17 protein-coding genes, 1 tRNA gene and 1 pseudogene are annotated in these 18,469 nt (G+C 67.7%); 7 read left to right on the top strand and 12 right to left on the bottom strand.

Going from position 1 to position 18,469, the window contains the following annotated elements; all coding sequences use genetic code 11:
- The first annotated feature begins 24 nt into the window (after positions 1 to 24).
- Complete coding sequence (locus LMI96_RS11895; RefSeq protein WP_228361621.1) at positions 25 to 615, top strand: GNAT family N-acetyltransferase; 591 nt, start codon at positions 25 to 27, stop codon at positions 613 to 615.
- Positions 616 to 634: 19 nt separating this feature from the next.
- On the opposite strand, the gene LMI96_RS11890 is transcribed toward LMI96_RS11895, so the two are convergent.
- The 4 genes from LMI96_RS11890 to LMI96_RS11875 form a co-directional block, all read right to left on the bottom strand.
- A complete protein-coding gene (locus LMI96_RS11890) occupies positions 635 to 2,368 on the bottom strand; it encodes an amino acid ABC transporter ATP-binding/permease protein (RefSeq protein ID WP_228361620.1) in 1,734 nt (577 codons plus the stop codon).
- A complete protein-coding gene (gene cydD, locus LMI96_RS11885; RefSeq protein ID WP_228361619.1) occupies positions 2,365 to 4,041 on the bottom strand; it encodes a thiol reductant ABC exporter subunit CydD in 1,677 nt (558 codons plus the stop codon). The genes LMI96_RS11890 and cydD overlap by 4 nt, the downstream gene beginning before the upstream one ends.
- A 69-nt stretch (positions 4,042 to 4,110) precedes the next feature.
- Positions 4,111 to 5,142 (bottom strand): cytochrome d ubiquinol oxidase subunit II, encoded by a 1,032-nt coding sequence (gene cydB / locus LMI96_RS11880; protein ID WP_223722797.1) that lies wholly within the window; start codon positions 5,140 to 5,142, stop codon positions 4,111 to 4,113.
- 9 nt (positions 5,143 to 5,151) lie between these two features.
- On the bottom strand, positions 5,152 to 6,600 hold the full coding sequence (locus tag LMI96_RS11875; protein ID WP_228361618.1) for a cytochrome ubiquinol oxidase subunit I: 1,449 nt from the start codon (positions 6,598 to 6,600) through the stop codon (positions 5,152 to 5,154).
- A 257-nt stretch (positions 6,601 to 6,857) separates the two neighbouring features.
- Here LMI96_RS11875 and moaA point away from each other — a divergent pair, with 257 nt between their 5' ends.
- Entirely contained in the window at positions 6,858 to 7,871 is a 1,014-nt protein-coding gene (gene moaA / locus LMI96_RS11870; protein WP_267059793.1) for a GTP 3',8-cyclase MoaA, read from the top strand.
- A 1-nt stretch (position 7,872) separates the two neighbouring features.
- Positions 7,873 to 8,706 (top strand): formate dehydrogenase accessory sulfurtransferase FdhD, encoded by an 834-nt coding sequence (gene fdhD, locus LMI96_RS11865; RefSeq protein WP_228361616.1) that lies wholly within the window; start codon positions 7,873 to 7,875, stop codon positions 8,704 to 8,706.
- A 28-nt stretch (positions 8,707 to 8,734) separates the two neighbouring features.
- On the opposite strand, the gene LMI96_RS11860 is transcribed toward fdhD, so the two are convergent.
- The gene (locus LMI96_RS11860; protein WP_223722801.1) at positions 8,735 to 9,385 is read right to left on the bottom strand and encodes a metalloregulator ArsR/SmtB family transcription factor; all 651 of its coding nucleotides are present in this window, start codon (positions 9,383 to 9,385) and stop codon (positions 8,735 to 8,737) included.
- Between the two features lie 158 nt (positions 9,386 to 9,543).
- Between LMI96_RS11860 and LMI96_RS11855 the strand changes: the two genes are divergently transcribed.
- Positions 9,544 to 10,464, top strand: coding sequence for a diacylglycerol kinase family protein (locus tag LMI96_RS11855; protein ID WP_228361615.1), 921 nt, complete (start codon positions 9,544 to 9,546; stop codon positions 10,462 to 10,464).
- Between the two features lie 106 nt (positions 10,465 to 10,570).
- Here the strand turns inward: LMI96_RS11855 and LMI96_RS11850 are convergent, their stop codons facing one another.
- Positions 10,571 to 11,677, bottom strand: a complete 1,107-nt coding sequence (locus LMI96_RS11850) for an acyl-CoA desaturase (RefSeq protein WP_228361673.1) — start codon at positions 11,675 to 11,677, stop codon at positions 10,571 to 10,573.
- 163 nt (positions 11,678 to 11,840) lie between these two features.
- Positions 11,841 to 12,044, bottom strand: coding sequence for a cold-shock protein (locus LMI96_RS11845; protein ID WP_047547396.1), 204 nt, complete (start codon positions 12,042 to 12,044; stop codon positions 11,841 to 11,843).
- Positions 12,045 to 12,627: 583 nt separating this feature from the next.
- Between LMI96_RS11845 and LMI96_RS11840 the strand changes: the two genes are divergently transcribed.
- Positions 12,628 to 13,125, top strand: coding sequence for a DUF427 domain-containing protein (locus tag LMI96_RS11840; RefSeq protein WP_228361614.1), 498 nt, complete (start codon positions 12,628 to 12,630; stop codon positions 13,123 to 13,125).
- A 3-nt stretch (positions 13,126 to 13,128) separates the two neighbouring features.
- Here the strand turns inward: LMI96_RS11840 and LMI96_RS11835 are convergent, their stop codons facing one another.
- From LMI96_RS11835 to LMI96_RS11825, 3 genes are all read right to left on the bottom strand, one after another.
- The gene (locus tag LMI96_RS11835) at positions 13,129 to 13,545 is read right to left on the bottom strand and encodes a glucose-6-phosphate dehydrogenase (protein WP_228361613.1); all 417 of its coding nucleotides are present in this window, start codon (positions 13,543 to 13,545) and stop codon (positions 13,129 to 13,131) included.
- Positions 13,546 to 13,794: 249 nt separating this feature from the next.
- Complete coding sequence (locus tag LMI96_RS11830; protein ID WP_228361612.1) at positions 13,795 to 13,938, bottom strand: hypothetical protein; 144 nt, start codon at positions 13,936 to 13,938, stop codon at positions 13,795 to 13,797.
- Positions 13,935 to 14,426 carry a hypothetical protein gene (locus LMI96_RS11825; protein ID WP_228361611.1) on the bottom strand — a complete coding sequence of 164 codons (492 nt, stop codon included), beginning with the start codon at positions 14,424 to 14,426 and terminating at the stop codon, positions 13,935 to 13,937. The genes LMI96_RS11830 and LMI96_RS11825 overlap by 4 nt, the downstream gene beginning before the upstream one ends.
- Positions 14,427 to 14,585: 159 nt before the next feature.
- Here LMI96_RS11825 and LMI96_RS11820 point away from each other — a divergent pair.
- Positions 14,586 to 14,673, top strand: a tRNA-Ser gene (locus LMI96_RS11820).
- A 697-nt stretch (positions 14,674 to 15,370) separates the two neighbouring features.
- Here LMI96_RS11820 and LMI96_RS16430 read toward each other — a convergent pair.
- Both LMI96_RS16430 and LMI96_RS11810 read right to left on the bottom strand, forming a co-directional pair.
- Positions 15,371 to 16,381 (bottom strand): annotated as a pseudogene (locus LMI96_RS16430) (recombinase family protein); the annotation flags it as partial.
- A gap of 491 nt (positions 16,382 to 16,872) precedes the next feature.
- Complete coding sequence (locus LMI96_RS11810; protein WP_228361609.1) at positions 16,873 to 17,556, bottom strand: DUF2271 domain-containing protein; 684 nt, start codon at positions 17,554 to 17,556, stop codon at positions 16,873 to 16,875.
- A gap of 192 nt (positions 17,557 to 17,748) precedes the next feature.
- Between LMI96_RS11810 and LMI96_RS11805 the strand changes: the two genes are divergently transcribed.
- Positions 17,749 to 18,201, top strand: coding sequence for a hypothetical protein (locus LMI96_RS11805; RefSeq protein WP_228361608.1), 453 nt, complete (start codon positions 17,749 to 17,751; stop codon positions 18,199 to 18,201).
- The last annotated feature ends 268 nt before the right edge of the window (positions 18,202 to 18,469 follow it).

The following is an 18,469-nucleotide window of genomic DNA, read 5'->3' as shown; positions in this document are numbered from 1 at the left end:
GGGCCCGCGTCGTAGGCTCGGCGGATGAGCCGCATCCGCCCTTTCCGCGTCGGCGATGAGACCGACCTCGCCGACATCTGCGTGCGGACGGCCGCCGCCGGCGCGGATGCGACGGGCACGCTGTCCGACGACGGCATCTGGGCCGAGATCTTCGTGCTGCCCTACGTGGCGCGGCACCCCGACACCGCGTTCGTGGTCGAGGGAGAGGGACGCGTGCTCGGCTACGCCGTGGCCGCTCCTGACACGGTCGCTTTCGAGGAGTGGTTCCGGTCGGAGTGGTGGCCGGTGCGCGCCGCCCGCTTCGCCCGCGAGGGCGCCGACCCGCGCGAGGCCGGGCTGCTCGCGTACGCCGACGCGCGGGGCAGTCGCGTCGATCCGCGCGCGGCGGAGTATCCCGCCCATCTGCACATCGATCTGCTTCCGGACCTGCAGGGGCAGGGGTTCGGGCGCGCCCTGATCGAGCGGCTCGGTGAGACGCTCCGTTCGCGGGGTGTCACGGGCATCCACCTGGTCGCGTCCGCCGAGAACACCGCCGCCGTCGGGTTCTACGACCGGCTCGGCTTCACGCGACTGCCGTCGGCCGCGGGGGAGCAGGCCTTCGGGCTCATCCTCTAGCCCGCGACGGAGGCTGCGGTCAGGCCATGCGCCCGGCTTCCAGGCGCACCTCGCGGTCGACGAGTCCGGCCGGCACGTCGACGTGCGAGATGAGGATGACGGCGCGTTCGGTGCCGACGGCGCCGAGCAGGTCGCCGAGCAGCGCATCGGAGGCGGCGGGGTCGACCCCCGCTGTCGGTTCGTCGAGCACGAGCACCGGGAAGTCGGCGAGGAGGGCCCGCGCGAGGGCGATGCGCTGGGCCTGGCCGCCCGAGACGAGCGCGCCGCGTTCGCCGAGGCTCGCGTCGAGCCCCCCGCGCTCTGCGGCCCACCCCGCGAGACCGACGCGTTCGAGCGCCGCCCACAGGTCGTCGTCGGTGGCCGAGTCCCGGGCGAACAGCAGGTTCTGCCGCAGGGACTCGTCGAACAGGTACGGCGACTGCTCGCACAGCCCCACGGTGCGCCGCAGATCATCGCCGTTCACCGTGCGGGCCTCGACATCGCCGATCCGATACGACCCGCCGTAGTCCAGGAAGCGCACCAAGACGTGCGCGAGCGTCGTTTTTCCCGCGCCGCTCGGCCCGGTGATCAGCACGCGCTCGCCCGGCGCGACGTCGAGATCGACCGCGATGAGTCGGCCCGAATCGGAGTCGGATGCATCCACCGGCGGTGCGGGCGTCGCCGCGGTGGGCGCGACGGCGTCTCCATCGACGTTCCCGCCGCGGTCGGGCCAGCGTGCGCTGAGGCCCCGCAGCGAGATACCGGTGCCGAGGGCAGGCGCCGATCCGGTCGCGGCCGGTTCGTTCTGCGGAATGCCGGCGGGCACCGCATCCGGGACGGTCCGTGCGACGCGTTCGGCCGCAGATCGCACCTGGCGCCATGACGCGAGCGCGAGCGGAACCGGGCCGAAGATCTCGAAGACGGCCATCGGCAACAGCACGACCACGGCGAACGCCGGGCCGGCCATCGCGCCCGCGCTCAGCCCGGGCAGAGCGACGAGCAGGGCAGCGACCGAGGCGACACCCGCGAGCAGTGATACGGCGCCGGAGGTGAAACCCTGCGCTCCGGCGCGGCGGACGATCGCTCGGCGCAGCGCCTCGTCCGCGGCACGAACCCGGGCATGCGCCGCATCCGTCGCATCGAACGCGGTCAGCACGTCGAGCGACGTCAGCTCGTCGACGAGCGCGTCGGCCAGACGTGAGCGCAGCGGAGCGATCTGACGCTCGGCGCGGGCGCCGAGGAGCCAGCCGAGCCAGACCGCGAGAGCGAAGGCGACGAGGAGACAGGCGGCGAGGGTGACGGCGGCCAGGGGAGAGAGGAATGCGACGAAGACGACGCTCGCGAGCGACGCCGTTCCGGCCACCGCGAGCGGCATGACCACGCGCAGCGGCAGATTCTGCAACTCGTCGACGTCGTCGACCAGCCGCGAGAGCAACGCGCCGCGCCGCGCGCCGCCCAGGCCGTCCGGGGCGAGCGGCACGATCCGGCGCACCAGCGCCGCGCGCACCCCGGCGAGCTGACCGAGCGTCGCGTCATGCCCGGTGAGACGTTCGAGGTAGCGGAAGACGCCGCGACCGAGCGCGAACGCGCGTACCGCGACGACGACGGCCGTGATGTACATGACCGCGGGCTGTTCGGCCGATCGTGTGATCAGCCAGGCGCTCGCGGCCAACAGGGCGATCGCGCTGACCGCTGTGCCGAAACCGGCGGCCAGCGGTCCCCAGAAACGACGGATCGGGGGTTGGGCGGAGCGCAGCACCTCGGCGGTTCTCATGCGCGTCCTCCGCTCGCACCCTCGAGCGCGGGCAAGGAGGTGATGCGGTCGGCGATGTCGCGGGCGGACCGGCGGTGCGAGATCAGCAGCACGCCCGCCTGCTCGGTATCGGCCACCCGTCGAAGCGTCTGCCACAGCCGAGCCTCGGTCGCGCCGTCGAGGGCACTCGACGGCTCATCGAGAGCGAGAACCCGTGCACGTCCGCTCCGCAGGCGGTACAGCGCGCGCGCGATCGCGACCCGTTGCGCCTGCCCGCCCGAGATTCCCGCCCCGGCAGCGCCCAGAACGACGGATGCGGGCACATCGACGCCCGCATCTGCGAGGCATCGGGCGACGCGTTCCGCATCCGGTGCCGGATCGCCGAGCGCGACGTTCTCCGCGATCGTGCCGGAGAGCAGGCCCGGGCGCTGGCCCGCCCACGCCAGCACCTCACGCGCCGACGTCGCGCCGGCGTGGATGATTCCCTCGGCGGGCACGAATCCGAGGAGTGCGGACAGGATGCTGGACTTGCCCGCGCCGCTCGGCCCCTCGAGCAGCAAGATCTCGCCCGCGGAGACGTCGAGGTCGAGCGGTCCGATGACGCGCTGGCCGCGGCGCACGACCAGGCAGCGCGCCGCCACCAGCGGCCCGGCCGGCACGGCGTCGGCCCGCGCTTCCGGGGCCGTCGGTGCCGGGACGCCCTGCGCCGCATCCAGCACCTGGAAGATCTCGTCGGTCGCCGCCACGCCCTCGGCCGCGGCGTGGAACTGCACGCCGACCTGGCGGAGCGGCAGATACGCCTCGGGCGCGAGCAGGAGCACGAAGAGTCCGACGAGCAGCGGCATCTCGCCGCCGAGGAGGCGGAAGCCGATCGTCACCGCGAGGATCGCCACCGAGATCGAGGCGAGGAACTCCAGCGCGAAGCCCGACATGAACGACACCCGCAGCACCGACATGGTCTCGCGCTTGTAGTCGCGGGTGACGGTCTCGATGCCCTCGGCGGCCCGGTGCTGACGGCCGAAGATCTTCAGCGTGCCGAGGCCCGCGACCGTGTCGGAGAACCGTGCCGCGAGTCGGTGGAGCGTCGCATACTGCCGGTTCTGCACCGCGCGCGTCGCCAGACCGATCAGCACCATGAAGACGGGGATGAGCGGGATGGTGACGATCACCGTGATCCCCGAGATCGGGTCGGCGACCAGGATCGCGAGGATGAGGATCGGCATCGTGATCGCGGTGGCGACCAGCTGCGGCAGGTACCGCCCGAAGTAGGCGTCGAGGGCTTCCAAGCCATGGCCGGCGGTGACGGCGAGCGACGAGGTGTTGCGCGCCGCCAGCCATCCCGGGCCGAGGGCCTCGACGGCCCGCACCAACCGGTCGCGGAGCTGCAGCGACGCCCGCGCCGCGCCGATCGCCGACGTGCGTTCGGACGCCGCGATGAGCAGGCCGCGGAGGAGGGCGAGTGCGGCCGCGCCGGCGAGTGCGGGGACGAGATCCGCGACCGGTTCGCCGGCGATCGCACCGACGAGGGCGACGGTCAGGAGCCACGCGAACCCGAGGATCACGCCGGTCTGGGCGAGCACGATGGCCGCGGTGACCAGCAAGAACCCGCGCGACGCGGTGCTGTACCGCAGCAGGCGCGGATCGACCGGCCGATTGCTCACGCGCGGGGCGGCGGGAGCAGCATCCGTGGTCACTCTACGATCCTGCCTCATCATGCGGGGACGGACTGCGGGAGTGCGGCGCGGGCGGGCGCCGCACCCCGATCAGTGCGCGACCGCTGCTGCCTTCTCGATGCGCGACCGCGTGACGCGCTTGCGGAAGATCCAGTACGTCCAGCCCTGGTACAGCAGGACGAGCGGAAGGAAGATCACCGCCGCCCAGGTCATGATCGTGAGCGTGTAGTCGGTGCTCGACGCGTTCTCGATCGTGAGCGTGCCCGCCGGGTCTCCCGTGGAGGGCATCACGTTCGGGAAGAGCGCGAACCACAGGGTGAGCACGGCGAACGCCACCGTTGCGGCGCCGAACGCGAACGCCCAACCCTCGCGGTCGATCCGGTTGGCGATCAACGAACCGATCAGCAGCACGGCGGCGAGGCCCGCGCAGACGACCACGAGCATGAGCGCCGGTGCGCCCGCGTTCGTCGCGTTCAGCACGGTCCAGAGCAGGAACACAGCGGCGACGACGACCGTGAGCAGCCCCGATCGGCCCGCGAGTCGACGTGCATCGGAGCGCACAGCGCCATCGGTCTTCAGCGCGACGAAATACACGCCGTGGGTGAAGAAGAGCAGCAGAGTCGTCAGGCCGCCGAGCAGGCCGTACGGGTTCAGCAGTGTCAGCAGGGAGCCGGTGAACTCGTGAGCGGCATCCAGCGGCACGCCCTGCACGATGTTCGCCACGGCGACGCCCCAGAGGAACGCGGGGACCGCGGAGCCGACCACGATCATCGTGTCGAAGCCGCGCTTCCACTTCAGGCTGTCGCGCTGATGGCGGTACTCGAACGAGACTCCGCGGACGATGAGCGCGAGCAGGATCAGCAGGAGCGCGAGGTAGAACCCGCTGAAGAGCGTGGCGTACCACTCCGGGAATGCCGCGAACAGGCACGCGCCGGCCACGATGACCCAGGTCTCGTTGAGGTCCCAGACCGGTCCGATCGTGTTGATGATCTGCCGGCGACCGATGTCGTCCTTACCGAGGAAGGGCAGCGACATGCCGACGCCGAAGTCGAACCCGTCGAGCACGAAGTACCCCACGAACAGGATGCCGACGATGAAGAACCAGACGTATGCGAGATCCATGCCGCGCTCCTAGTAGACCGTGGTCGGGGTGTAGTGGCCGTCGGAATCCGCATCCGCGCCCTCACCCGGCTCGGGGATGGGCTCCGGCCCCGCCTGCGCGGCCTTGCGGATGAGGCCGAACTCGACGACCGCGAGCACGGCGTAGGTCAGCGTGAATGCGACGAGCGATATCAGGACCGTCCATCCGGGGACGCTGGGGGAGACGCCGTCCTCGGTGAGCATGAGCCCGAACACGATCCAGGGCTGCCGGCCCATCTCGGTGAAGACCCAGCCGACCAGGCTGCCGAGCTTGGGGAGGGGCGCCGACCAGATCGCGACCCGCCATGCCCACTGCGGCACCGCGCGCTTCGCCTTCGTGCGGGTGAGCCACAGGCCGACCACGGAGACGAGCGCGGCGGCCGCGCCGAACGCCATCATCCAGCGGAACGACCAGTACGTGACCCAGATGACGGGCGCGAACGGAAGTTCGCCGCCGAGCTGGTCGGCGAACATCGGCCAGTTCTGGGTGTAATCGGCGTTCAGGTTGTTGATGCCTTCGACGCATCCGTCGAACGTGTGGGTCGACAGGAACGAGAGCAGATACGGCACGCGCAGCGACCAGATCTCGCTCGTCCCGTCGGGCGTGCCGAGGGAGAAGAGGGAGAACGAGGCATCCGGCCCGCAGGCGGTGTTGTACAACGCTTCCGCCGCCGCCATCTTCATCGGCTGCGTCGCCACCATCTGGAGACCGAGGGCGTCTCCGGCGATCGCAACACCGGCGAAGGAGATGAGCATCATCCACATGCCGAACCGCAGCGCCGGACGCATCGTCTCCTGGTTGCGGTGACGCGAGAGGTGCCAGGCGGCGACCGCGATAACGACCGCCGCGGCGAACATGAAGGCGGCGAACATGGTGTGCGGGAAGGTCGCTAGAGCGACGCGGTTGGTCAGCACGGCTCCGATGTCGATGAGTTCGGCGCGGCGGCCGTCGGCAGACATCTGGTACCCGACCGGGTTCTGCATGAACGAGTTCGCGGCGAGGATGAAGTAGGCCGACATGACGGCGCCGATCCACGCCATCCAGATGGTCGCGAGATGCAGTCGTTTCGAAAGCCGATCCCAGCCGAAGATCCACAACCCGATGAACGTCGCCTCGAAGAAGAAGGCGAGAAGTCCCTCGAAGGCGAGGGGAGCTCCGAAGACGTCACCGACGAAGCGCGAGTACGACGACCAGTTCATGCCGAACTGGAACTCCTGCACGATGCCCGTCACCACGCCCATGGCGAAGTTGATGAGGAAGATCTTGCCGAACAGGCGCGTCAGCTGCAGCCACTTCGTGTGACCCGTGCGCACCCACGCAGACTGGAAGATCGCGACGACCAGACCCATGCCGAGAGTGAGGGGGACGAACAGGTAGTGGTAGAGCGTGGTGAGCCCGAACTGCCAGCGCGCAAGCGCGAGCGGATCCAGAAATTCCATCGACATCTCCTTCTCGGCCGTGCCGACGAGAGCGGAGCCGATCTCGAGGCGGCGCCGCCGGTACGGGTCGCCTTCAGTATGACACAGAGGTAAGACCACTGGAAGCGCAGATCCGCCGTCTCGACCCTCGTCGGGTCCTGCGCCGCGTACCCTCGAGACATGACGACGGAGATCATCGGGCGGGCGGGCGCGTGAGCGTCGTTCCGGTCGCGATCGCGCGCCGTCGTCCGAGCGCGGCGCTCGACGCCCGGGGCACGATGACCGCTCCCGGCGAAGGCGGTCCGCTCGCCGACACGTTCGGCCGAGTCCACCGCGACCTGCGCATCTCCTTGACCGACCGCTGCTCGCTGCGCTGCACCTATTGCATGCCCGAGCAGGGCAACGAATGGCTGGCGCGTCAGAGCATTTTGACGCTGGATGAGATCGTCCGGGTCGCCCGCGTCGCCGCCGCCGCCGGGATCACGACGTTCCGCCTGACCGGCGGGGAGCCGCTCCTGCGCCGCGACATCGTCGATGTCGTCCGCGAGCTCGCCGCCATCGAATCCCCCGACGGCCCGGTGCAGATCGCGATGACCACCAACGGCATCCGTCTTCCCGACGTCCTGCCCGCGCTCATCGACGCGGGTCTGAAGCGGGTGAACATCTCGATCGACACCCTCGACCGGGAGAAGTTCGCAGCGCTCACCCGCCGGGACCGCCTCGACGACGTGCTCGAAGCGATCGCGGCGGCGTCCGCATCCGGTCTCCGCCCGCTCAAGCTGAACGCCGTCGCGATGCGCGGCGTGAACGACGACGAACTCGCCGATCTCGTGGCCTTCGCGATGGAGCACGGGGCGCAGATGCGTTTCATCGAACAGATGCCCCTCGACGCCGGACACACCTGGGATCGTTCCGCGATGGTCACGCGGGAAGAGATCGTCGCCGCGCTCGCCGCGCGCTGGACCCTCACGCCCGTGCCCGGTCGCGGCGGCGCACCCGCCGAACGGTGGACGATCGACGGGGGCCCCCACACCGTCGGTGTGATCGCCTCGGTGACGGCGCCGTTCTGCGGTGACTGCGACCGACTGCGCCTCACCGCCGACGGCCAGCTGCGCAACTGCCTCTTCTCCGAGACGGAGTACGACCTCGTGCCGATCCTTCGCGCGGACGGTACGGATGCGGACGTCGACCGGATGCTGCGCTCCTGCGTGCACGGCAAGCTCGCCGGCCACGCGATCGACGACCCGTCGTTCCTGCAGCCCGCGCGCGGCATGAACGCCATCGGCGGCTGACGTGGGGCGCATCACGACCCGGCGGCCCGTGGTTCGGATCACCCTCGGGCAAGAACCGCACAAGCGAGCCGACGTGCTCGCGGCCGAAGAGCCCCTCGAGATCCGGGTCGGCGGTCGCCCGCTCGCTGTGACGATGCGCACCCCCGGACACGACGTCGAGCTCGCCGCGGGCTTTCTCGTCTCGGAGGCGATCATCGGTCGCGGTGACGAGTTCTCGAACGCGATCCACTGCGGCGGGCCGGGAACGGGCGGCGTCGAGAACACGTACAACGTGCTCGATGTGACACTCGCCCCGGGCGTCGCACCTCCCGCCCCGGAAGCGACGCGGAACTTCTTCACGACCAGCTCGTGCGGTGTCTGCGGGAAGGCATCGATCGAGGCGATCGAGACGGTGTCGCGCTACGACGTCGCCGGCGATGATTCCACCGTGGATGCGGCCCTGGTCGCGACCTTCCCCGACCGACTCCGCGCGGAGCAGGCGGTGTTCGCGAAGACCGGCGGCCTCCACGCCGCCGCGCTGTTCGATGCGGCGACGGGCGAGCTTCTCGTGGTTCGGGAAGACGTCGGTCGCCACAACGCGGTCGACAAGGTCATCGGCTGGGCGGCTCTCCACGACCGCTTGCCGCTCCGGGGCGCCGTGCTCCAGGTGTCGGGGCGCACGAGCTTCGAGCTCGTGCAGAAGGCGGTCATGGCGGGGATCCCGATCCTCACCGCCGTCTCTGCGCCGTCCTCGCTCGCGGTCGAGCTCGCGGATGCGTCCGGTCTCACGCTCGTCGGCTTTCTCCGACCGCCGTCGATGAACGTCTACGCGCGGGCTGACCGCATCCGGACCTGAGCCTGCGGGGGATCCGGAGCGCGGTGGGTCAGACGGCGACGGGCAGGCGGGTGGATGTGGCGGCGCGCTCGGCGAGCATCAGGCGCACGATGCACTGCTTCGGGTCGCAGGATGCGGCCATCGCGTCGACGCGGAGCGGGCCGTCCGCCTGGGCGAGGACCGAGTTCATGAGTCCAAGGTGCACGGCGCACAGGGTCTCGCGGTGGGTGGGCTCGGCGCTCGCGTGGGGGCAAGGGCTGATGTCGACCGTCAGGGTGCGTTCGTCCACGGCCGGGTCGAAGCCTGCTTCAACGAGGTCCTCCACGAGGGCATCGATCTGGTGCACGGCGCTGGTCGGAAGGTCCGCATCCGCGTCATCGGTCCACGGCATCACACGCCGCATGAGGTCTCCGCGCTGGGCGGCCTCGCGCGCCTTGCGCTGAGCGATGGGACTGACACGGTGGGCTCCGGTGGCGGCGCTGTAGAGCGTGCGCGGCCGCCCGCGCGTGGTGCGGTGCTCGGTCTCGGTGATGACGTACCCGCCGTTGATGAGACGCTGCAGGTGTTCGCGCACCGTGTTCGGGTGCAGGTCCGTCGCCGCGCACAGATCGGCGATCGTTCGTTGCCCGCGAACCTGCAGCGACTGGAGGATCTTCACGCGTGAGTAGCTCGAGATCGCGTTGTACGGTGCAGTGGTCATACCTCTAAGTATGGACCTGTCCGGGTCGGATTGCGAGCATGAGTCCGCCGCGATCGCGAGCGGGAGAATTGTCGCTGGCCGAGGCCGCGAAATACCGGTCGGCGTGCCGCGGTGCAAGCCCGAGTTCGCCGGTGCCACGCGGGTGAGAGAGTAAGCGCATGACTCCTCTGCGCGCCGGCATCGTCTTCAACCCGAGCAAGATCTCGCGAGAGCAACTCGAAGCGGCGTGGGACGCGGAGGCCGACGGCGCCACGGCGGAATGGTTCGAGACGACCGTCGAGGATCCCGGCCAGGGGCCGGCGCGCGCGGCGCTGGATGCGGGGTGCGATGTCGTCATCGCGGCCGGCGGTGACGGAACGGTGCGTGCGGTTGCCGAGGCGCTCGGCGGGTCGGATGCGGCCTTCGGCATCGTGCCGCAGGGCACCGGCAATCTTCTCGCCCGAAACCTGGGCGTGCCGCTCGGGAATCCGCGCACGGCGCTGCGCCGCATCCTCACGTCCGAGCCGAAAAAGCTCGACATGGGGTGGATCGAACTCGACGGCGGCGAGCCCCAGGCATTCGTCGTCATGGTCGGATTCGGGCTCGACGCGCAGATGCTCGCCGCGACCGACGACGAGGCGAAGGCGAAGGCCGGATGGCTCGCGTACGTCGCCGCGATGGGGCAGGCCCTGACGGCGTCCGAGATGGTGTCGGTGAAGGTGACCGTCGACGATCGTGAACCCCGCGAAGTGCAGGCGCACACGGTGCTGATCGGCAACTGCGGCACGCTGCAGGGCGGTCTTACCCTGTTCCCGGATGCGGAGCTCGACGACGGCGTCCTCGATGTGCTGATCGTGAGCGCGGAGGGTGCCGTCGAATGGATGGACACGCTTCGTGCCGCGGTGTGGGACAACGGCATCATGCGGCTCTTCGACAAGCAGAAGACGGCGACGAGCACTGAGGCCGCCCGTCACGGGCAGGCCGTCCGTATCGAGGTCGAGCTTCCTCAGCCCCACTCGTTCGAGATCGACGGCGAAGAGGTCGGCGACGTGCAGCGGTTCACCGCGCGCATCGATCCGGTTGCGCTGCGCGTCTACTGACGCGGCGACGATGCCCGAAGTCCGGCGTTCCTGCCGGGTTTCGGGCAAAGGAAAAGGCCCCGGTGCACCCGCGTCGCCAGACGCTCGCACCGGGGCCTTCGCCGTGTCAGACGCGGCGGTAGCTCGCAGCCATCGGGCAGTCGAACGGGTCGCGGGCAGCCAGTCCCACGCGGTTCAGGTAGTCGATGACGATCGCGTACGAGCGCCACAGCGACGTCTCGGCGTACGGCACGTTGAGCGTGGCGCAGTGCTCGATCACGATCGCGCGGGCGCGGGCGAGGTGCGGGCGCGGCATGTTCGGGAAGAGGTGGTGCTCGATCTGGTAGTTGAGGCCACCCATCAACCAGGTCGCCCACCATCCGCCGCGGATATTGCGGGAGGTGCGCACCTGCTTGCTGAAGAAGTCGAGCTTGGCATCGCGAGCGATGACCGGCATGCCCTTGTGGTTCGGTGCGAACGATGCGCCCATGTAGAGGCCGAACACCGCGAGCTGAACGCCGAGGAAGGCGAACGCCATGCCGAGCGGCAGGAAGAAGAAGATCGGCGTCAGCACGACGGCGAACCGCGTGAACAGGAGGGCGATCTCGATGAATCGCCCCTTGACCGGCTCGCGGCCGAACAGGTGGCGCACCGAGATGAAGTGGAGGTTCGCGCCTTCGAGAAGCAGCAGGGGGAAGAAGAACCAGCCCTGCTTGCGGGTGATGAGGCGCTGGATGCCGCGGGCCTTCGCTGCATCCTCTTCGAGGAATGAGATCGTGTCGATCTCGATGTCGGGATCTTTGTCGACCCGGTTCGGGTTCGCGTGGTGACGCGTGTGCTTCGTGGTCCACCACGAGTAGCTCATGCCGACGACGCCGGTCGCGAGGATGCGGGCGAGGCGGTCGTTGGCGGGGCCGGACGCCAGGATCTGGCGGTGCGCGGCTTCGTGGCCGAGGAAGGCGACCTGGGTGAAGAGGATGCCGAGGGCTGCGGCGATGAGGAGCTGGAACCAGCTGTCGCCGAGCAGGATGAAACCGGTGATCGCGCCGCCGAAACCGACGGCGATGACGGCACCGACGATGGCGTAGAAGCCACGTGCGCGGTTGAGAAGACCACTCTCTCGAACGACCTGCGAGACGTCCGTGTACGCGCGGGCAATCGGGGGGAATTCCGCTGTTCCGGAATAGGTCTGGCGAACGGGTCCGAGCCGCGGCTCGAGGGTGGTGGAGGAAATAACGACACCTTGTCGATCGTCGACCGCTACAGCCGTGAAGTGTGAGGCGGATGCCTCGTGCTTGCGGTTCAGCGTACGCGGATACGCATCCGTGAAACGGAATACGATCGATCTCTCAGGGAGTCGTCAGCCGGGGCGGTTGCCCGCCCCGGCTGAGGAAAATTCAGAGCGGACGGATGTTCGCTGCCTGCATGCCCTTGGGGCCACGCTCGGCGTCGAATTCGACCTTCTGCTCCTCGCGGAGCTCCTTGAAGCCGTTGCCCGTGATCGCGCTGTAGTGCGCGAACAGGTCGGCGGAGCCGTCGTCGGGGGCGATGAAGCCGTAACCCTTCTCGGAGTTGAACCATTTCACGGTGCCAGTGGCCATCGTGTCTTTCCTTCTACTTTTCGGGCCGCGAATGCGACCGGTGGTGCCGCGCCGACGTGTGCGGTGCGGACGGGCGAGGTGCTGCATGTCCGAGGGGACGTGTGCGGCACGAGTGTGGTGGGCGTCGACGGCGCTGCGCGCTTCGTCGTCGCCGGAGTGCGAACCGAGGTCTTCGCCACGCGGGCCACTCGCAACGAAACCGAGCGAGGTCGTGGTGACGAAACCGGCGTATTCGCCGTGCGAAGTGGCGACGAAGACATCGTCGTCCGCCTGGCGCCACTCGAGCGAGTAGGTCATCAGGAGGGAGGTGGTACTGAACGGCAAGAAGAAAGGCTTTCGAGAAGACGTTGTGACGTCGGAAGACGCGCCAGAAGCGCTAAAACAGTTGGGGCGCCGACCGATGTGAACAGGTGGCGCATGGTTCGTATCGATGACTCCACAACGAGGATCGAGCTTCGAAGCAGTGTGTCCGTTACGTGCGGGACGTCATTACTGTATCACCGGATCGCCCGTCAGTGCTAGAGCGGTCCGGAACCTTCGCCGGCGCCGTGCCGAGCGAGGGAAACGGACGTACGGTCGGCGTATGCGCCATCCGAAGCCAGATCCCGTCCAGCCCGGCCAGGAATCCGTCTGGAGCTATCCGCGTCCGCCCCGCCTCGAAGCGGTCGACCGGCGCGTCGTCGTCCGCCTCGGCGGTGCGGTGATCGTCGACACCTCCGACGTCGTACGGGTGCTCGAGACGAGTCATCCCCCGGTGTACTACCTTCCGGTCAGCGCGTTCGCGGACGGAGCGCTGAGAGTTGGTGTGGGAGCGTCGTTCTGCGAATTCAAGGGGTCTGCTCGGTACCTCGACGTCGCCGGCGGGGTCGCTCTGCGGCAGCGCGCGGCGTGGAATTATCCGCATCCGTCGCCCGGATTCGCCGAGCTCGCCGATCGCGTCGCGCTCTATCCCGGGATGATGGACAGCTGCACGATCGACGGCGAACTCGTGATGGCCCAGCCGGGCGGATTCTACGGCGGCTGGATCACGTCCGACATCGTCGGCCCCTTCAAGGGCGTTCCCGGGTCGATGGGCTGGTGAGCCTCAGGTGACCTGAGCGCCGCAGTTGCCGCACAGGCCGGTCGCGGAGACCTCCATGAAGCAGTCGGGGCAGACGGCGCGAGGGCGCTCCGGTGCGGCCTCGACGCGGCGCGCAGCCGCGGCGCGCGGGCTCGCACTGCGCGGGGCGCGGGGGGCGCCCGCACGCTTGGTCGCGGCGACCGGCGCGGGCTCCGGCTGGCTGATCTCGGGGACGTGCTCGGCGCAGTAGAACCGAACGAATCCGGCGTGGTTGTTCGGATGGCGATGCTTCACGGCCCAGAGCTCGTCGCGGGGGAGCGGCTCGGACAGGACCCCGCACGTCGCGCAGCGGGTGGCCTCTCCGGGTGCAACGGTGTCGGCGACCAGAGGGGTCTCGAACGGGATGGCATCTCGCCAGTCGGCGGAGGCGACGATTTTCACGGGTGTCCTGTTCTCGCGGCGGGCGCGGGTGGAGCTCGGGTCGGGTCCCGGACTCCGGGGGAGTACCCCTCTCTCTACGGTACGTCCTGCGGGGCGAGGGCGCGCCGGAGGCGGTTCGTACTGGCATCGCTGAGCGGTCGGCTCACGGCTCACGGTGGGCCGCCGCTCGGTTCGCGCTGGGTGGCGGCTCGGTTCGTGCTCGCTGCCGCCGTCGGCTGGGTCAGCGGTCTTCAGGTCTCGCTCGTCGTGTCACTCGCCCGGATTCGCGCTCGTCGTGCCGGCCGGGAAGGGCGCTGGGTCGCGCTCCTCGTTCGTCGGTGAGCTCTCCGCGGTGGCCGCCATCAGCGCGCAGCGGCGTGAGCGTGCGATCGTGAAGAAGAGCATCGCGGTCACCGGTTCCGCGCCGGGCGCACGTCGCCGACGCTGAAGCAGCCCGGGCAGGGAACCGCGATCAGGTCCCCGGCGCGAACATCGTCGGGGAGTCGCACGACCCCGAGGGGTGACGGGCTGTCGGCCCCGGCGATCGGCATCCGCAGCTCGTACGCGTGCGACACCCGGCCGAGAAGGCGTGCCTCGCGCCAGAGCGGTGCGTGGCCGTGGAAGGTCGCGTCGAGCACGATGCCCGCACCGCTCACGCCCGTCACCCGCGCGATGACGATGGTCGTCGAGTCGGTCGGCGAGGCGTGGCCGCCGCTGTGCGGGAGCACGGCCGCGCCGGTGTAGACGCACGGGGTCGCGCAGATCTCCGCGATGCGACGAACGGACACGCCCGCCACCACGACATCGTCGGTGGTCGCGCGGGTGTGCACGGGCCAGACGCTGTCGTCCAGGGGAGCGGGGATCGAATCGCGGAGCGTCGGGAGGATCGAGGTGAGGGTCATGTCCTCAGGCCTACGCCGGTGTGTCGACGTCGTCGCCGGCGCTGACGGAACCCATACGGCCGGCGAGCGGATGCTGACGAAAGCCCGACGAGCGGCCGCGTGCGACGGATGCGGCGGCGCATTCGGGTCGCCGGAGCACCCTGTAGGATGGGTCGCACTGGTGACGTACTCAAGTGGCCGAAGAGGCACGCTTGGAAAGCGTGTGTTGTGCAAGCAACCGAGGGTTCGAATCCCTCCGTCACCGCCAAGTTGTACACGTTGGAACCCCCGTCAGGCGAAAGCCCGCCGGGGGTTCTGTTTTGTATTTTGGGGTCGCGTTGACCGCCAGTTTTGGCCTGCGTCTGGCCCTGTGCGCCCGCGTGTGGCCTGTTCGTGCCCGCCAGGGCATCCTCTAGGACCAACGCCATTGCGGCCACCGGTTCGCTGAATAGCCCATCAGCAGCTATCTCGCCGCGCTCAAACGGTTGCGGGTCATCGTCGATGACGTCAACGCGAATGCTTGTGAAAACAGCCCGGTTTAACCACCCCTTGTGCTCGTCGGACACCTCGTCGTAGAGCGTCACCGCTTTGCTCATGAGGCGGAGTAGGAGCGCAACGCGTTGCTGCGCGACCTCGACGCTGAACTCGCTTTGGCGAATCAGACGCTTTGCATCATCTATCTCGGACAGCAACCCGCCCTGTCGGTTCTTCAAGTCATCTTCTTCGATAACGCCGTCAAGGTAGGCGTCGAGTAGGCGTTGCTTCTTGCGCTCGAGCACGACCAACCGACGATTCTGCGTCTCGACGAGCGTGAGGTCATTGGCTTGATGTAGCTCGAGCTGGATTTGGACATCTGCGCTCACCTCCTCGATTTGCTCGCTACTGAAATGCACCTTCCGTCGCCATTCGCGGCGGACCTCTTTCTCTACCTCCTCGGCCGGAAGGTATGGAAGGTCGCAGGTGGTACGCCCGGTGTGTCGGCCGAGGCAGAAGAAATACGCATACTGCCCACCTTCGCCGCGCGAGTACCCGAAGCCCATGCGTCCGCCGCAGCGGTGACATGTCAGCGACCCCTTGAGGAAGTGATTGTGTTTCCAGCTGCGATCTCCGGCGATACGGCGTCCAGAGCGAACCCTCTGCACTTCGTACCAGGTGTCGTCGTCGACAATCGGCTCGTGCGCGCCGTCGTGGATGACACCGCGGTGCACGATCTTCCCGATGTAGTACGGGTTGCCAAGCATGCGGTGCACCTGCGCGTTGCTGAGCGGACTCCCGACGTATTTGAGCGTCTTGCGGCTGCGGAGCCCTCGTTCTTCGAGGAGGTCTTTGAGCTGCGAGATGCTGGTCTGCCCTTCGGCGTAGAGGCGGAATCCCCAGCGGATGTGCTCGGCCCGGTCGGTATCGACCATGACGCCTTTCACCTCGCGTCCGTCGATCCGGGCGACCGTGTTGAGGTAGCCGAGCGGGGCGACGCCGTGGGTACCGCCGCTCTTGGCTTTCTGCGCGATCCCCTTCTTCGCTTCGTGAGAGAGGTTGGACGAGTAGTACTCGGCCATGCCGGCCATGACGGCGTGCTGGAACTTTCCGGCCGGGGTGTCGTCGATGTTCTCCGTGACGGAGATGAGCACCGCTCCGGCGCTCTTGATCGCAAGCAGGATCGCGACGTCATCGGCGCGGTCACGGGCCAGGCGGTCGAGCTTGTGCACAACGACATAGCTGACATTGTTCTCTCCGATGAAGCGCAGCATCTCCTGCAGCCCTGGACGGTCTGCGGAGCGAGCTGAGGCTCCGGCGTCGGTGAACTCACGGATCACTTCCGCTCCGAGCTCCCCAACTCTTCGAGCACAGGCATCACGCTGCGCAGGGATCGAGTACCCCTCCGCTTCGCCGTTCTTGTGGGCTTGTCGGGACGTGGAGACGCGCAGGTACGTGACCGCGTGAGGTGCGCCTGCCTCCTCCGTGTCGACACCAGACATATCTTCGATGCGCAGGGCATCTGCGACCAGTTCGTTGTTCATGAGAGAGCCCCCTTTCTGCCGGGTTTCGAGGGGCTATTTCGGGTGCGCCCTCTCTGTTGGCCCTCGGACAGTACCTCTGATGAGAAAAACGGTCAATGCACCGATCGCTCTCTCACGGGAGACCCACCGGAGCGACCGGACGGGTGTCCTCGGGGGTGAAACCGCCGTTTCTGTCCCTGTTTTCGCATGTTGTAGTTTTTGCATCGCTGGGGGCGACTGGTGCAGGCAAACAGAGGCGAAACGGGAGACCGCTGCCCGCCGTGAGCATGAGAAGGACACCCGAATTCGGGTGGAGTCCCATCCCAACAGGGGTGACATCTGCCGAAAAGACGGGACGAACCAGGGGGTGCTCAGTGCAGCGACTGGAGCACCGACTGGACGGGTGATCCGAGCGTGTGAGCAAGCAAAAGGAGCCACACATGGTGGCTCCTTATCGAAACTGATAGCGGCTACTTTAACTTGAGTGTCGCACCGGTGAACTTGAAGTACTGGTCGTTGGCGACGGTGATGTACTTCTCGCTAGTGAAGTTGTCGTTCGAGATGATCGAGTCAGTGCTGTCGCTGGCACTCGAGGCAACCTGGAGATATCCGCTGCTCCCGGTCGGCGTGATTTTGTACTCGCCGGCGGGCAGATCAACACCTACCTTGTACTTGCCTGCGGGGAGCGTAGCGCCCGATGTGTCTACCTTCGGCGCTTCATCCCATGTGTACGCACGGCCTGAGAACTGAACGTACTGTCCGCTACTGACCGTGATGATCGTGCGGTTCGTGTAGTTGTCATTCTCAACGATGCTCTCGAAGCTTCCTGTGGAGTCGGAGGAGATCTGGAGGTAGCCGTTTCCTACGACGACGTACTCGCCTGCAGGCATGTCGGTACCAACCTTGTAGTTGCCTCCAGCGATACCTTTTGGAGCTTCTTGGACTGGCGTGTCCGCAGTCCGGGTGGTTTCGGCGGTTGACGATGCCGTGTCTCCTGGGACATTCGTTTTGCTACCACCGTTAATGGCCGCAATTACTATTACGACCACGACGGCCAAGACTACGAGCGTGATGACGCCCACCTTCTTCTCTTGGGGTGTCATTTCGTCCCAGGTTTTTTGTTTACCGTTATCCCGTGCCTGCTTGTTCGCCATGTGGTCTCCCATATTTAGTTGTTGAGCTCGAGTGATGTGATTCCTTGAGGTTTGCGCTCTGAGCTTTACTTGGTTATAGCATTTTGCGTGTTTTCTGACCATGGTCTACGCATAGTGCACGCTTAGAGTGGGCTGTGTGTCAGATGCTCCAACTTGACGCAGTTCGCCCCATGCTTCATAGTCATGCGCATCATGACGACCGCTGACGCAACGACCTCCACAAACACACGCCCTGGCGCGACGAAGACCAAGTTGGACTGGCGGCTTCGGTCTGCGAGCGCGCTCCTGCTCATCCAGGGAATCTTCATGGAGGGCGGCGTCTTCATCGGATTCTTGGTACTAGCTGCTCTGGGGGTCTCGCAGCAAGACGCCGGAACTCACTTCAGCTTCATCGTCCCCTTCTTCCAAGAACACCTCTTCCTCATGATGATCATGAGCGGCATCTTCGGTGCTCTCCGGATCACCGGCGCAATCGGCGTCCTGCGTAACAAGATGTGGGGTTACGCGCTGTCGGTTATCAACTGTGTGGTGACGATGGTTCTGATGATCTTCATGCTGCCTGCGGGAATCGCCGACGGTCTACTCTCTGGTGCCGCACTCGTCCTGCTTCTCATGGTGTTCTACCGCGGGAAATCAATCACCTAAGCAGCAGCCCCGCCACCTTCGTCCATGCCGAATCGTTCCAAGCTTCCCTCAGTGTGGCCGCCACCCACGAAAGCCTCGGCCGTTCCGGCCGGGGCTTTTCGTCTGCCCCGCCCCCGCTCGTCTGCCCCGCCCCCGCTCGTCTGCCCCGCCCCCGCTCGTCCGCCCCGCCCTCGCTCCTCGCGGCGGCTCCCGGGGCCGCCGCTCGCCCCCGCCGCGCCCGGGTCCCGCCGCGCCCGGGCCCCGGGCGCCCTCGCCACGCGCGCTGCGA

Origin of the sequence: Microbacterium sp. cx-59, from assembly GCF_020805625.1 — a bacterium.
GTDB lineage: Bacteria > Actinomycetota > Actinomycetes > Actinomycetales > Microbacteriaceae > Microbacterium.
This window is presented reverse-complemented; position numbering and strand designations above follow the sequence as displayed.

Bases quoted from the DNA above. Each gene is read 5' to 3' on its own strand.
- LMI96_RS11860 (WP_223722801.1), bottom strand. From the start codon at position 9,385: ATGACCACTGCACCGTACAACGCGATCTCGAGCTACTCACGCGTGAAG.
- LMI96_RS11890 (WP_228361620.1), bottom strand. From the start codon at position 2,368: ATGAGAACCGCCGAGGTGCTGCGCTCCGCCCAACCCCCGATCCGTCGT.
- LMI96_RS11810 (WP_228361609.1), bottom strand. From the start codon at position 17,556: ATGGCGAACAAGCAGGCACGGGATAACGGTAAACAAAAAACCTGGGAC.
- LMI96_RS11895 (WP_228361621.1), top strand. From the start codon at position 25: ATGAGCCGCATCCGCCCTTTCCGCGTCGGCGATGAGACCGACCTCGCC.
- LMI96_RS11825 (WP_228361611.1), bottom strand. From the start codon at position 14,426: ATGACCCTCACCTCGATCCTCCCGACGCTCCGCGATTCGATCCCCGCT.
- LMI96_RS11805 (WP_228361608.1), top strand. From the start codon at position 17,749: ATGACGACCGCTGACGCAACGACCTCCACAAACACACGCCCTGGCGCG.
- LMI96_RS11845 (WP_047547396.1), bottom strand. From the start codon at position 12,044: ATGGCCACTGGCACCGTGAAATGGTTCAACTCCGAGAAGGGTTACGGC.
- LMI96_RS11855 (WP_228361615.1), top strand. From the start codon at position 9,544: ATGACTCCTCTGCGCGCCGGCATCGTCTTCAACCCGAGCAAGATCTCG.
- LMI96_RS11875 (WP_228361618.1), bottom strand. From the start codon at position 6,600: ATGGAATTTCTGGATCCGCTCGCGCTTGCGCGCTGGCAGTTCGGGCTC.
- cydB (WP_223722797.1), bottom strand. From the start codon at position 5,142: ATGGATCTCGCATACGTCTGGTTCTTCATCGTCGGCATCCTGTTCGTG.
- moaA (WP_267059793.1), top strand. From the start codon at position 6,858: ATGACCGCTCCCGGCGAAGGCGGTCCGCTCGCCGACACGTTCGGCCGA.
- LMI96_RS11840 (WP_228361614.1), top strand. From the start codon at position 12,628: ATGCGCCATCCGAAGCCAGATCCCGTCCAGCCCGGCCAGGAATCCGTC.